This is a genomic window from Virgisporangium aurantiacum (assembly GCF_016863635.1).
Classification (GTDB): domain Bacteria; phylum Actinomycetota; class Actinomycetes; order Mycobacteriales; family Micromonosporaceae; genus Virgisporangium; species Virgisporangium aurantiacum.
The window spans coordinates 465,526-478,491 of record NZ_BOPG01000033.1; the positions used below are offsets into that span (position 1 = coordinate 465,526).

Annotated in this window: 13 protein-coding genes; 9 read left to right on the forward strand and 4 right to left on the reverse strand. The window is 71.5% G+C overall.

The genetic code is table 11. The annotated features are described in order from the left end of the window. The first annotated feature begins 69 nt into the window (after positions 1-69). The 7 genes from Vau01_RS27810 (at position 70) to Vau01_RS27840 (ending at position 6,857) form a co-directional block, all read left to right on the forward strand. Positions 70-1,221 (forward strand): AAA family ATPase, encoded by a 1,152-nt coding sequence (locus Vau01_RS27810; protein ID WP_373320326.1) that lies wholly within the window; start codon positions 70-72, stop codon positions 1,219-1,221. A gap of 67 nt (positions 1,222-1,288) precedes the next feature. Next, positions 1,289-2,194 carry a DUF58 domain-containing protein gene (locus Vau01_RS27815; RefSeq protein WP_239151907.1) on the forward strand — a complete coding sequence of 302 codons (906 nt, stop codon included), beginning with the start codon at positions 1,289-1,291 and terminating at the stop codon, positions 2,192-2,194. After that, on the forward strand, positions 2,191-3,141 hold the full coding sequence (locus Vau01_RS27820) for a VWA domain-containing protein (protein WP_203998208.1): 951 nt from the start codon (positions 2,191-2,193) through the stop codon (positions 3,139-3,141). The genes Vau01_RS27815 and Vau01_RS27820 overlap by 4 nt, the downstream gene beginning before the upstream one ends. Positions 3,142-3,538: 397 nt before the next feature. Then, positions 3,539-4,243: a 3-oxoacyl-ACP reductase FabG gene (gene fabG, locus Vau01_RS27825; protein WP_203998210.1), complete on the forward strand. Its 705-nt coding sequence runs from the start codon at positions 3,539-3,541 to the stop codon at positions 4,241-4,243. Between the two features lie 17 nt (positions 4,244-4,260). Next, positions 4,261-5,028: an enoyl-ACP reductase FabI gene (gene fabI, locus Vau01_RS27830; RefSeq protein ID WP_203998212.1), complete on the forward strand. Its 768-nt coding sequence runs from the start codon at positions 4,261-4,263 to the stop codon at positions 5,026-5,028. A gap of 43 nt (positions 5,029-5,071) precedes the next feature. Further along, entirely contained in the window at positions 5,072-6,361 is a 1,290-nt protein-coding gene (locus Vau01_RS27835; RefSeq protein ID WP_203998214.1) for a radical SAM protein, read from the forward strand. Further along, positions 6,318-6,857, forward strand: coding sequence for a CYTH domain-containing protein (locus Vau01_RS27840; protein ID WP_203998217.1), 540 nt, complete (start codon positions 6,318-6,320; stop codon positions 6,855-6,857). Before Vau01_RS27835 ends, Vau01_RS27840 begins: the two co-directional genes overlap by 44 nt. On the opposite strand, the gene Vau01_RS27845 is transcribed toward Vau01_RS27840, so the two are convergent. Genes Vau01_RS27845 through Vau01_RS27860 form a run of 4 tightly spaced genes read right to left on the reverse strand, consistent with a single transcriptional unit; the run spans position 6,854 to position 10,919 of the window. Continuing rightward, positions 6,854-7,216 (reverse strand): MbcA/ParS/Xre antitoxin family protein, encoded by a 363-nt coding sequence (locus Vau01_RS27845; RefSeq protein ID WP_203998220.1) that lies wholly within the window; start codon positions 7,214-7,216, stop codon positions 6,854-6,856. The genes Vau01_RS27840 and Vau01_RS27845 overlap by 4 nt on opposite strands. 34 nt (positions 7,217-7,250) lie before the next feature. After that, a complete protein-coding gene (locus tag Vau01_RS27850) occupies positions 7,251-9,281 on the reverse strand; it encodes an SIR2 family protein (RefSeq protein ID WP_203998223.1) in 2,031 nt (676 codons plus the stop codon). A 2-nt stretch (positions 9,282-9,283) separates the two neighbouring features. Continuing rightward, positions 9,284-10,561, reverse strand: a complete 1,278-nt coding sequence (locus tag Vau01_RS27855) for a YqgE/AlgH family protein (RefSeq protein ID WP_203998226.1) — start codon at positions 10,559-10,561, stop codon at positions 9,284-9,286. A gap of 1 nt (position 10,562) precedes the next feature. After that, positions 10,563-10,919, reverse strand: a complete 357-nt coding sequence (locus Vau01_RS27860) for an effector-associated constant component EACC1 (RefSeq protein WP_203998228.1) — start codon at positions 10,917-10,919, stop codon at positions 10,563-10,565. A 68-nt stretch (positions 10,920-10,987) separates the two neighbouring features. Between Vau01_RS27860 and Vau01_RS27865 the strand changes: the two genes are divergently transcribed. Together Vau01_RS27865 and Vau01_RS27870 are read left to right on the forward strand one after the other, a co-directional pair. Next, positions 10,988-11,977 carry a ferrochelatase gene (locus tag Vau01_RS27865; protein ID WP_203998230.1) on the forward strand — a complete coding sequence of 330 codons (990 nt, stop codon included), beginning with the start codon at positions 10,988-10,990 and terminating at the stop codon, positions 11,975-11,977. Between the two features lie 16 nt (positions 11,978-11,993). Beyond that, positions 11,994-12,773 (forward strand): HAD-IIA family hydrolase, encoded by a 780-nt coding sequence (locus tag Vau01_RS27870; protein ID WP_203998233.1) that lies wholly within the window; start codon positions 11,994-11,996, stop codon positions 12,771-12,773. Positions 12,774-12,966: the final 193 nt, after the last annotated feature.

Sequence of the window (12,966 nt, forward strand, 5' to 3'; positions counted from 1 at the left end):
GCCGCCGACGCGGCCACCGGCGCCGGCGCGGCTCCCGCGTCCGGCGCTCCGGCAACACCCGCGGCGCCGGTGGCGCCGGTGGCGCCGGTGGCACCCGCCGCCGGTCAGTCCGGGCCGAACGGCAACCACGGGCCGGCCCTCACGAAGACGACCACCCCGGCGCAGGACGCGGGCGTCCTCGAGCGGGCGCTCTTCGAGGTCAAGAAGGTCATCGTCGGGCAGGACCGGATGATCGAGCGGATGTTCGTCTCGCTGCTCGCGCGGGGGCACTGCCTCCTGGAGGGCGTGCCCGGCGTCGCGAAGACGCTCGCCGTGGAGACGCTCGCCCGCGTGGTCGGCGGCACGTTCGCCCGCATCCAGTTCACGCCCGACCTGGTGCCGGCCGACATCGTCGGCACGCGCATCTACCGGCAGGGCAGCGAGAAGTTCGACGTCGAACTCGGCCCGGTGTTCGTCAACTTCCTGCTCGCCGACGAGATCAACCGGGCACCCGCCAAGGTGCAGTCGGCACTGCTGGAGGTCATGGCCGAGCGGCAGGTGTCGATCGGCGGCGAGACCTACCCGGTGCCCCGCCCGTTCCTGGTGATGGCCACCCAGAACCCGATCGAGCAGGAGGGGGTGTACCCGCTGCCCGAGGCGCAGCGCGACCGCTTCCTGATGAAGATCCTCGTCGGCTACCCCACCGACGCCGAGGAGCGCGAGATCGTCTACCGGGTCGGCGTGAAGACCCCGGAACCGACGCCGGTCCTCACCACCGAGGACCTGATGGCCCTCCAGGCGAAGGCCGACGACGTGTTCGTGCACAACGCGCTCGTCGACTACGCCGTGCGACTGGTGCTCGCCACCCGGAGTCCTGTCGATCACGGGGTCCCCGAGGTGGCTCCGCTGATCCAGTACGGGGCGAGCCCACGCGCGTCCCTCGGCATCGTGCGCGCGACGCGCGCACTGGCCCTGCTCCGCGGCCGCGACTACGCCCTGCCCCAGGACGTGCAGCACATCGCGCCCGACATCCTGCGGCACCGGCTCGTGCTCTCCTACGACGCGTTGGCCGACGACATCCCGGCCGAGCACATCGTCGACCGGGTGCTGCAAGCGGTGCCGGCGCCCACGGTGGCGCCGCGCCAGAACTCGGTGCCGGTCGGCGCGGGGATGCCGGGCGGCCGCCCCATGGGCCCCCCGACCAACCAGATGGGCGGGCCGGCTTGGCCGGGCCGCATGTAGCCGGGGTGGCCGCGTGAAGCTGTTCAACCGGTCCCCGAAACCGCCCGAACCCGAGGCGCACGGCGCGATCGCGCTCGACTCCGGCCGCGCGGAACTGGTCCTCAACCGGTTGCAACTGCTGATCACCCGCAAGCTCGACGGGCTGCTGCAGGGCGACTACCTCGGTCTCCTGCCCGGCCCGGGCACCGAGGCGGGGGAGTCCCGCGAGTACCGGCCCGGCGACGACGTGCGCCGGATGGACTGGCCGGTGACCGCCCGCACCACGATGCCGCACGTCCGGCAGACCACCGCCGACCGCGAACTCGAAGCGTGGATGGCCATCGACCTGTCCGCCAGCCTCGACTTCGGCACCGCCAAGTACCTCAAGCGCGACCTGGCGCTGGCCGCCGCGGCGGCGATCACGCACCTCACCGTGCGCGGCGGCAACCGGATCGGGGCGGTGGTCGGCACGTCGGCCGCGATCACCCGGATGCCGGCCCGGCCCGGCCGGAAAGATGCTCAGGGACTGCTGCGCAGCATCGCCCGCGTCGAACCGCGGCCCGGCCGGGCGAGCCTCGGCGAGCTGATCGACGCGCTCAACCGCCCGCCGCGGCGGCGCGGGCAGGCCGTGGTCATCTCCGACTTCATGACGCCGGTCGACGAGTGGGCCCGGCCGCTGCGCAAGCTCGGCGTGCGGCACGACCTGCTGGTCGTCGAGATCGTCGACCCGCGGGAACTGGAACTGCCCGACGTCGGCGTGATGGTCTTCGCCGACCCGGAGACCGGCCGGGTGCACGAGGTCCAGACGGCCGACCCGGTACTTCGGGCGAAATACGCGCACGCCGCCGCCACCCAGCGGGCCGAGATAGCCTCGGCGGTACGCGCCGCCGGCGCCGCACATCTGCGTTTGAGGACCGATTCCGACTGGCTGATCGACATCGTGCGTTTCGTCGCCGCCCAGCGGCACGCACGCACCAGGGGGACCGCTCGATGATCCGATTCCTGGAACCGTGGTGGTTGCTCGCCATCGTGCCCGTGCTCCTGATCGCGGGCGCCTACGTCTGGCGGCAGCTCCACAAGCGGCAGTACGCGATGAAGTTCACCAACGTCGAGCTGCTGCGGCACCTGGTGCCCCGGGGGCTGGGCGCGAAGCGCCACTTCGCCGCCGGCGCGTTCCTGGCGAGCCTCGCGGTGCTGGCGATGGGCATGGCCCGGCCGTCGGTCGACACCAAGGAGCCGCTGGAGCGGGCCACCGTGATGCTGGCGATCGACGTCTCGCTGTCGATGCAGGCCGCCGACGTGGCGCCCACCCGCATCGACGCCGCTAAGCAGGCCGCCAAGGACTTCGTCCGGCAGCTGCCGGAGGGCTACAACCTCGGGTTGGTGACGTTCGCGAAGGCGGCCAACGTCAAGGTGTCGCCGATGAAGGACCGCGCGCCCGTCATCGCCGAGATCGACGCGCTGCAACTGGCCGAGGCCACCGCGACCGGCGAGGCGGTGTACGCGTGCCTCGACGCGATCCGCGGCGTGCCCACCGACGGCGCGAACGAACTGCCGCCGGCGCGCATCGTGCTGCTGTCCGACGGCTACCGCACGTACGGGCGGTCGATCGAGGAGGCCGCGGCGTCGGCGTCGGCCGCGAACATCCCGGTGTCGACGATCGCGTTCGGCACCGACGAGGGTGTGGTGCGGATCAACAACCAGACGCAGCGGGTGCCGGTCGACCGGCAGTCCCTCCAGCGGCTGGCCGAGAGCACCAAGGGCCTGTTCTACGAGGCGGCCACCGCCGAGGAGCTCAAGCAGGTCTACAAGGACATGGGCAGCTCGATCGGCTACCGCACGAAGCCGCGCGAGGTCACCCAGTGGTACGTGGGAACGGCGCTGCTGTTCGCGTTGGCGGCGGCCGGCCTGAGCCTGCTGTGGACCAGCCGCCTGGTGTAGCCGGGTTCTAGCGAACCAGGAAGAACAGGTAGCAGACCCACACGGCGCCCAGGGCGAATCCGATCGGCGCGAGGTAACGAGTCATGGCAGAACTCCTCGTGGCGTGATGGAGAAAGGCAGAACGCACACGTGAAGTCGTGACCGGGCACGTGCCTCAGTTCCGGGGCACGGCGAAGCGAGAGTGGTCAGTCGCAGCTGACCGAGGCCCGGCCACGACTGGGAGGATCGCTATCTCGCACAGCGATCACCTCCTGCGGGTCGTAACGGGCACCATGGCGCCGGGCTCAAGGCTCAGGGCCTCGGACATCCTAGCCCCGCCAACCGGCGAAGTCACATCCGATCGCCTTGCTAATGTTCCGCACGGCGACAACAAGGGGCGACAACACGAGGAGGCGGCGTGGCGCGCACGGTTCTGGTCACCGGCGGTAACCGGGGTATCGGCCTCGCCATCGCGAACGCGTTTGCCGCGCAGGGCGACCGGGTCGCGGTCACGCACCGGGGCACCAAGGCGCCCGGCGACCTGTTCGGCGTCGAGTGCGACATCACCGACGCGGCCGCGGTCGACGCCGCGTTCGGCACCGTCGAGAAGGAACTCGGTCCGGTCGAGGTGCTGGTGGCGAACGCCGGCATCACCGACGACACGCTGTTGCTGCGGATGAGCGAAGACCAGTTCACGCGCGTCGTCGACACGAACCTCACCGGTGCGTACCGCGTCGCCAAGCGGGCCGCGTCCAAGATGCTCCGCGCCCGCTGGGGTCGAATGATCTTCATCTCGTCGGTGGTCGGCCTCACCGGCGGCGCCGGCCAGGTGAACTACGCGGCGAGCAAGGCCGGCCTGGTCGGCGTCGCCCGCTCGATCGCCCGCGAACTGGGCAGCCGCAACATCACGGCCAACGTCGTCGCGCCCGGGTTCGTCGCCACCGACATGACCGGTGTGCTGTCGGAGGAGCGCAAGGCCGAGATCCTCGGCAACATCCCGTTGGGTCGGATGGCCTCCCCGGAGGAGATCGCCGGTACGGTGACCTGGCTGGCCGGAGACGCCGCCGGATACGTCACCGGTGCGGTCATCCCGGTCGACGGCGGTCTGGGCATGGGGCATTGACAAACAAGGGGACGCACGTGGGCTTTCTCGACGGTAAGCGGCTGCTCGTCACCGGGGTGATCACCGACCAGTCGATCGCGTTCTCGGTCGCCAAACTGGCCCAGGAGAACGGCGCGAAGGTCGTCCTCACCGGCTTCGGCCGGCTCTCGCTGGTCGAGCGCATCGCCAAGCGGCTGCCCGACCCGCCGCCGATCATCGAGCTCGACGTCACCAACCAGGAACACCTCGACGGCCTGGCCGACAAGGTCCGCGAGCACGGCTTCGACGGCCTCGACGGCGTCGTCCACTCGATCGGATTCGCGCCGGGGAGCGCGCTGGGCGGCAACTTCCTCGACACGCCCTGGGCCGACGTGGCGACCGCCGTGCACGTGTCGACCTACTCGTACAAGGCGTTGGCCACCGCCTGCCTGCCGCTGATGGACCGGGGCAGCGCGATCGTCGGCCTGACGTTCGACGCCACGGTCGCCTGGCCGGTCTACGACTGGATGGGCGTCGCCAAGGCCGGCCTGGAATCGTGCAACCGGTACCTCGCCCGCTACCTGGGCCCGAAGGGCATCCGCGCGAACCTGGTGTCGGCCGGCCCGCTGCGCACCATGGCGGCGAAGTCGATCCCCGGGTTCAAGGAGTTCGAGGACCCGTGGGTCGAGAAGGCCCCGCTGGGCTGGGACCTGAGCGACCAGGTGCCGGCCGCGAAGACCGTACTCGCCCTCCTGAGCGACTGGTTCCCCGCCACCACCGGCGAGATCGTCCACGCCGACGGCGGCTTCCACGCCCTGGGCGCGTAGTGTCGTGACTCCGCTTTCCGGATCTTGGAAAACGGTGGTCGCCATGACAACCAAAGTTGTCCAAGATTCACGAGTCGCGGCCGGAGCGACCGGCGAGCCGGTAAGCCTCACCCGCCCGCGGCTGGCCGCAGACGTCCGCATCAGGACCGAGCCGTTCGGGTACCTGGCCTATGTCGGTGACCGCGACCACTTCTTCGCGATCGACCACGTCGGTGCCCGCGTGATCGACGCCGCGCAGCTGGCCATCCCGATCGCGGCGCGCGACGAGCCGATCGCCCGGGTGCTCGCCCGGTACGGCATCGTGGCCGCCGACGCCGGGCAGGCGTACCACCACGGCGTCTCGCTGATCGGCGACTTCGACGCCGTGCCGCCGATCGACCGGCCGCTCGTGGTCAACTGCTTCGCGACCGCCGAGTGCCCGTTGCGGTGCCGGTACTGCTACGCCGACGACCTGATGCGCCGCGAGGGAAAGGGTGGCGACGTCGACCTCGTGGCCCAGACGGCCGAAGCGGTTCCCGCGATGGTCGCGGTGATCACCGGTGGCGAACCGCTCGCCCGCATCGACCGTACCGAGCGGCTGATCAGCCGGCTGGCCGGCGGGAAGGCGCTGGTGCTGGACACGTCCGGCGCGGGCGATCTCGAACCGCTGCTGCCCGCGCTCCAGGACGCGCGGGTGCACCTGCGCGTCTCCCTGGACAGCTTCGACCGGGCGCTGAACGACCGCCTCCGGCCCGGGCGGACCAGGTCGAGCGGGAAAGGTGCCCGCGCCGCCCTCGGCCTGGCCAGGACGGCGGGCCTACCGACCACCGTGCAGACGGTGGTCACCGCGGCGAACGACGACCGCGACGCGTTGCGGCGGATGCGCGACGACCTGATGGCCGCCGGCGTGCGGAACTGGGTGCTGCACGGGCTGGCGCCGGCCGGGAAGGCGGCCGGGCCGGCCGGGCGTGCGCTGCGCCCGGACGCGAGCACCCCGGAGACGCTCGCCGACCTCGTCCGCGACTCCGCGATGGCGGACCTGCCCATCAATATCCGCGTAACGGCCAATGACCGGCCGGGCAACTCCGCACTTATCATCGGCAGCACGGGTGACCTGTACGTCGAGCACGATCGTCGAGGCAAGATCCGGGTCGCCGGCCCGGGCGATCCGGCCGATCAGGTGCTGGCGGCATGCCGCCGCCACGTCAGTCCGGCCGGGCACGCCGGTCGCTATCTCAACGGCAGCATCCAGCCCTACGGTTCCGGGCTGGTCGCGAAGACCCTGACGGTAGGAAGCGTCGAGAGCAGCGATGGCCGGGGGCGAAGAGAACGAGAGCAAACACCGGGTCGGTGACGAGGCACGCCTGGTCGCCGCGCTCGCGGCGCTCGGCTTCACGTTGACCGGTACCAGTCTCCAGCGCGACGAGTACTACGACAGCCCCGACCGCACCCTCGGCACCGGCGACCTGGTGTGCCGCCTGCGCATCACGCCCGCCGGGGTGGAGGCCGGGTTCAAGGGCCCACGCCGGTTCCGCGACGACGGGTCGCACCGCCGGATCGAGGTGGAGGTCCCGGTCGCCGCGGCCGACGACGCCCGGGCGGCGCTGGCCCGGCAGGGACTGGTGCTCACCTGGCTGCTGGAGAAGCGCCGGCGGGTGTTCCGCCACCCCGCGCGTCCCGTTGAGGTCTGTCTCGACGAACTGCCCGGCCTCGGCCTGTTCGTGGAGCTGGAGGGGCCGCCGGCGGAGATCACCGACGTGCGCGAGCGGCTGGGCCCGGCCATCGGCGCGGCGGAACGGCGCAACTACCGGGAACTGGCCGACCCGGCGGTGACCAAACTCACGTTCTAGGTGGGCAACTCGGCCGCTTCGATCACGGGCAGCATCCCGCGCATGGTGGTCGCCGTGCGCAGGACATCAGCCGGTGGCTGCCGGCCGAGGTCGGGGTTCGGCCGACGCAGCCAGGCCCGCGCGTGCTCAGGATCTTTGAACTGCGCGAGGACGACGTGAGCGGCGCGCAGCCGTAACTCGCCGATCCGGGTGGCGGCGGCCTCGGCCAGCCGCCAGGTGCGCAACGGCCGGCCGTTGGAGCCGGCCCCGAGGAGGTACGCGACCAGGTCGGGCCCGAAGGCGGCCACACACTCGTCGCGGACCTCGGTGAGGGCGGGCTCCTCGGAGGTGGCAGTCCCGGGTTCCCCCAACAGCGTCATGCTCATGAGGGTACGTCCGCCAACCTAGAAGAACCTATGCCGGTTCGTGGAGGAAGAGCGTCGACACCTCGCGGGCGATCGCGGTGAGTGCCCGGTCTCGCAACCGTGGGTCACGGATCGCGGCGGTGGCCTGGTCCCACGTCTCCAGCGGCCGGTCGCCGATCATCGGCAGCGGCTCGCCGCGCAGGTCGGCCGGCAGCAGCAGCGCGTTGTGCACCAGCCAGTGCAGGTACCGGCCCTCGGCGTCCCAGGCCGGGTGCTCGCAGGTGCGCTCCAACCGGTCGCGGACCTCGACGAAACTGCTCGCCGTGAGCAGGTCGGCGTCGTGCCGCACGTGCGAGAGCCGCGGGTTGTACAGGTGCCGCACCGGCTCCGGCCACACCGCCTGCCACAGCTTCCACATCAGCGCCTCGTCGTCGCCGCCGAGCGTCACCACGGTCTCGGGTGCCTGGGTGAGCAGGATGTGGTGCAGGTGCGCCCAGATCGCGGGCGGGCTGAGCAGGCGCTCCGCGCGGGTGGTGCCCAGCCGGGCGGCGACCGCCGCGGCGTGCGTGTCCGGCTCGGCCCCGTTGGCCTCCGGGATCGCCTTGATCGCCTGGAGCACGTCGTACAGGTTGTGGACGCGGTAGTACTCGCGCTCGACGGCCCACGTGTTGGTCGGTCGCAGCAGTTGCGCCGGGTCGAGCAGGCGGTCGGCGACGCGTCCCGGTTCGTGGAACTCCGACAGCGGGACCACCTCCGGTGGCCGCGCGCCCGTGATCAGCCCGAACCACCGCCGGATGTCACCGATCAGGTTCTCCCGGAACGCCGTGGCGTGGGCCGGCGGGTTCAGGTCGTCGACGCACAGCACCACCCGCATGCCCGACGCCGACAGGCTTCCGGCCACCAGCGCCTGCACCGTGTGGATCAGGTTGGTCTGCCGCAGTTGGACCGGCCAGTACAGCAGTTCCGGCGCGACGGTGCGGTGCGCGCCCTCCAGCCGCCAGCCGAACCCGCGGTCGAGTTCGCGGAGCAGTTCACCGGCCGACCGCTGGGCGCCGATCCGTTCCTCCAGCAGCGGCTGGCGCACCCGGTGCCCGGCCGGTGCGGCCCGCAGCGGCGTGCCGACCGCGAACATCGCCGGACCGGGCGCGGTGTCCATCGCCCGGCGCAGCGCCGGGAACAGCCGGTTGCTGTCGACCTGCTCGAAGTAGGCGACCGGCTTGCCGGCGCCGAACGGGCCGGGCCCGTCGGGCAGCGAGTCGGCGCGCCGGCCGTGCAGCGCCCACAGCACGTCGACGCTGCGGTCGGCGGTGAGGCCGCGCAGGGCCTCGGTCACCGCGTCGTCCCAGCCGCCGTAGCCGACCAGGCAGACCGTCTCCTCCCGCAGGTGCTCGGCCAGCGACGTGGTGAGCAGCGCCCGGTCGGCCGTCAACTGGCTGGGGTCGTGCAGGTTCGACCGGTCGTCGAGCGCGGTCGCCGGCCGCCAGTACCCGTTGATGTGCACCACCATCACGCCGTCGTGCGGTGGGTCGGGGATCATCGCGTCCTTCTTGATCACCACCGTGCGGGCCACGCCGCCGGCCCGGCGGATCGCGATCTCGATGAGCGGGTCGAAGTTCGTGGTGATCACCCGGAAGTTGAAGCGGCCCGGGTTGCGGGCGAGCAACGACCCGAGCGCGGCGATGCCCGGCGGCAGCGTCCACGCCCGCAGGTCGTTCTCCAACTGGACGCCGCGCTGGAAGCTGATCCGCTCCCACTGGGTGAGTTCCTGGTCGTAGGCGTTCAGCACCGCGTGCTGCATCACGATGTCGAACTCCTGCTTCGACACCCACGTGGTGAACTCGCGCCGGTAGCCGATGTACGTCTCGACGGGCGAGCCGCCGGCGGCGCGCACCCGCCGCAACGCCTCGGCCAGGTACGGGTTCTCGCCGCGTTCGGCCACGAACCGGTCGGCCAGGTCGAGCATCTCCGTGACGCCCGGCACCTCGGGCCCGGTCACGCCGGAGCCGAGCACCAGCGCGATCCGGCGCTGCCGCCCGGCCGTCGCGACCAGTTGCGCGATCAGTTCCGCTTCGCCTGCCACACCTACTCCGCCTGCCGGTCGAGCCAGCTCGTGAGCGGCTCGGGGGATGGGATCAGCGCCCGCTGCGCCAGTTCGGCCTCGAGTTGGCCCGGCCGCCAGCCCAGGTATCCGGTGAATACCCAGGCCCGCCGGACCGACTCGGCGACCAGTTCGGGGTCGGCCGACAGCGGCAGGGCGACCAGCGCGCCGCTGAGCCGCCGCGCGCCGGGAATCCCGCGCGCGCCGCGCTTCAATTCGGCGATCATCAGCACCACACCGGAGACCGGGCCACCGTCGAGCACCTCGGAGGGGCCGACCGCCGTGGCCAGCCGCGCGTCGGTGAGCACCTCGTTCGGTGGACGCGGCACCGGCCGGCCCAGCCGCACGCCGAGCGCGCCGATGCGCTGGTCGTACGCCAGCACCACCACCGGTCCGTACGGCCCGCCGGTCTCCTCGTCGTAGTCCAGCTCCTCGGCCGGCGTGAACACGTCGCCCGGTCGCGGCATCGGAATCCGCAGCGGCGGCGGGACCGGCTCGGGCTGCCCGTCGCCGGTGCCGGTGACGGCGGCCAGGTTGTGGACCAGCGGGATGCGCTCGCCGCCGTTGCGGGCCCGCAGCTGCGGCAGCGGACGGTTGCGCGCGTGCTGCGTCTGCTCCGCCCGCCGGTACAGGGTGTCCATGTCGAGCAGCGGCGGCCCGGCCGACACGCCGTTGCGCATCAGGTCGATGAGCACGCCGGTGAACGCCGTGAACCGCTCGCCCGGCGGGGCCAGCGCCGTCCGGTTCGCCGGCGCCGCGACCAGCACGCACGTGCGGTCGATCTCGACCTCGTCGGCGATCGCGGCCGGCTCGCCCATGCCCTCGGTGGCCCGGCCCGAGTAGCAGCAGTCCAGGATCACCACCCGGGCACCGGCCGGCGCGTTGAGGAACCAGCGGCGCACCCACTCGAACGGGGTCGCGGTGGAGTGCACCATGTTGCGGTTCGTTTCGGTGACGGCGAGGTGCAGGGAGCCGGTGAGCGGGTCGATGAGCCCGTGCCCGGCGAAGTAGAACAACAGCAGACCGTCGGGCCGCACACTGCCCGACGCCGTGGCCAGCGCCGCGTCGATCTCCTGCGGCGACGCGGGGTCGCGCACCACCGTGCAGTTCTCCGGCGGCAGCCCCCACAGCGTCTGGTCGATGAGGATCGCGGCGAGCTCGTCGAGGTTGTTGGCGACCGTCGGCAGCGGCCGCAGGTGCGTGTACCGCGCGCCGCCCACGAGGACGACCCGGGAGGCGGCCGGGTCGGCGAGGCGGGCCACGTCAGTCCGTCTCCAGCCGCTGTGCTTCCAGGCGTTGGGCGATTTCCAGGGCCTCGTCCGGGTCGGCGGTCTCGATCGCGATGGTGCGGTCGGGCAGTTCCACGGTGACGCGGTAGGGCCGCGGCCGGGTGGCCCGCCACGCCGCGATCGCCATGAGCAGTTGGGCCAGCGACACCCCGCTGCCGACGACCAGCGAGATCGCCTCGAGCACGCCGCCGGTCATCTGCCCGTCGCCGGGCTCCGACTGCTCGGTCGCGAGTTGGCCGCCCGTCCGGATCGACGGCTCGCCGGCCAACCACTGGTAGAGCGCCCGCGCCTCGGCGCCGTCGTCCTCGGGGATGTGCAGGCGGATGTGCAAGGCGCACCTCGTCACCATTTGAGGGGGATAAGGAAGCATCGATCATAGTGGTCAGCCAAAATGGCCCGGTGACCTACGACGCGTTCCTGCTGCTCTCGTTCGGTGGACCCGAGGGCCCCGACGACGTGATCCCGTTTCTGGAGAACGTCACCCGGGGCCGCGGCGTGCCGCCGGAGCGGCTCGTCGAGGTGGCGGAGCACTACCGCCACTTCGGTGGCGTCTCGCCGATCAACGGCCAGTGCCGGGCCCTGCTGGCCGCGCTCGAACCACGCCTCGACCTGCCCGTTTACTGGGGCAACCGCAACTGGCATCCGATGCTCGCCGACACCCTGAAGAAAATGCGGGGTGACGGTGTGCGCCGCGCTCTGGCGTTCGTCACGAGCCCGTTCGGCGGGTACTCGTCGTGCCGCCAGTACTGGGACGACATCGCCGCCGCCCGGCATCTCGTCGGAGACGGCGCGCCCGAGATCGACAAGATCCGGCACTACCACGACCATCCCGGGTTCATCGAGCCGTTCGCCGAGGGCGTCCGGGCCGCCATGACGCCGGGGGCCCGGCTGGTGTTCACCGCCCACTCGATCCCCACCACCATGGACGCGCACAGCGGTCCGGCGGGTCACCGGTACACCGGGCAGCTGACCGAGGCGGCGGGCCTGGTCGCGGACGCTGCGGGCGTCACCGATTGGGATCTTGTCTGGCAGTCGCGGAGCGGGCCGCCGTCCGTACCCTGGCTCGAACCCGACGTGAACGACCACCTGGCGGCGCTGGCGAAAGAGGGACTGACGGCGGTGGTCGCGGCTCCGATCGGGTTCATCTCCGACCACCTGGAGGTGATCTGGGACCTCGACAACGAGGCCGCGGCGACCGCGGCCGAGGTGGGGATCGACTGGCGCCGGGTGCCCACGCCCGGTGTCGACCCGCGGTTCGTCGACATGGTGGTTGAACTGGTCGCGGAGCGGGTAGCGGGCGCACCGCGGCGAAAACTCGGTGAACTGCCCGTGTGGGACGCGTGCCCGGCTGTGGGTTGCTGCACAATCCCGGGGCGTACGCACAAGTAGCCGGGAGGCTGGGTCCATGGGTGAACGAAAAGCTGTCGAGTCCTGGCTCAGTGACATGGACGGTGTGCTCGTTCATGAGGGGCATCCGGTTCCGGGTGCCGCCGAGTTCGTTACGCGGTTGCGCGACTCCGGAAAGCCGTTCCTGGTGCTCACGAACAACTCGATCTACACGCAGCGCGACCTGTGCGCCCGGCTGTCCCGCATGGGCATCGAGATCCCGGAGTACGCGATCTGGACGTCGGCCCTGGCCACCGCCCAGTTCCTGGACAGCCAGCGGCCGGGCGGCACCGCGTACGTGATCGGCGAGGCGGGTCTCACCACGGCCCTGCACGAGATCGACTACGTGCTCACCGACGCCGAGCCCGACTACGTGGTGCTGGGCGAGACCCGCACGTACTCGTTCGAGGCGATCACGAAGGCGATCCGGCTGATCAACGACGGTGCCCGGTTCATCGCCACGAACCCCGACGTCACCGGCCCGTCGAACGAGGGCGCCCTGCCGGCGACCGGCTCGGTGGCCGCCCTGATCTCGAAGGCCACCGGCGTCGAGCCGTACTTCGTCGGCAAGCCGAACCCGATGATGATGCGGTCGGCGCTGAACGCCATCTCGGCCCATTCGGAGACGGCGGCCATGATCGGCGACCGGATGGACACCGACGTCCTGTGCGGCCTGGAGGCCGGCCTGGAGACCATCCTGGTCCTGACCGGCATCTCCACCAAGGAAGAGGTGGACCGGTACCCGTACCGCCCGTCGCGGATCGTGAACAGCGTCGCCGATCTGATTCCGGAGGTCTAGGGGCTGAACCTTGCGCGCTGTAGCTACGTGTTTACGGACAGCACGCAAGCCCCTATCCGAAGGAGACCTTCGATGATCCGGATCCTGGCCCTCTGCGCCGCCGCAGCGCTGGCCTTCTCAGCCCCGGCCGCCCTCAGCACCTACCACGACACCTACCACGACGCCGCGGGGATCACCGACACCTACCACGATG

What these genes read in the sequence shown, in the direction of transcription:
- Vau01_RS27870 (WP_203998233.1), top strand. Translation starts at nt 11,994, where the DNA reads ATGGGTGAACGAAAAGCTGTCGAGTCCTGGCTCAGTGACATGGACGGT.
- Vau01_RS27840 (WP_203998217.1), top strand. Translation starts at nt 6,318, where the DNA reads ATGGCCGGGGGCGAAGAGAACGAGAGCAAACACCGGGTCGGTGACGAG.
- Vau01_RS27820 (WP_203998208.1), top strand. Translation starts at nt 2,191, where the DNA reads ATGATCCGATTCCTGGAACCGTGGTGGTTGCTCGCCATCGTGCCCGTG.
- Vau01_RS27835 (WP_203998214.1), top strand. Translation starts at nt 5,072, where the DNA reads ATGACAACCAAAGTTGTCCAAGATTCACGAGTCGCGGCCGGAGCGACC.
- Vau01_RS27845 (WP_203998220.1), bottom strand. Translation starts at nt 7,216, where the DNA reads ATGACGCTGTTGGGGGAACCCGGGACTGCCACCTCCGAGGAGCCCGCC.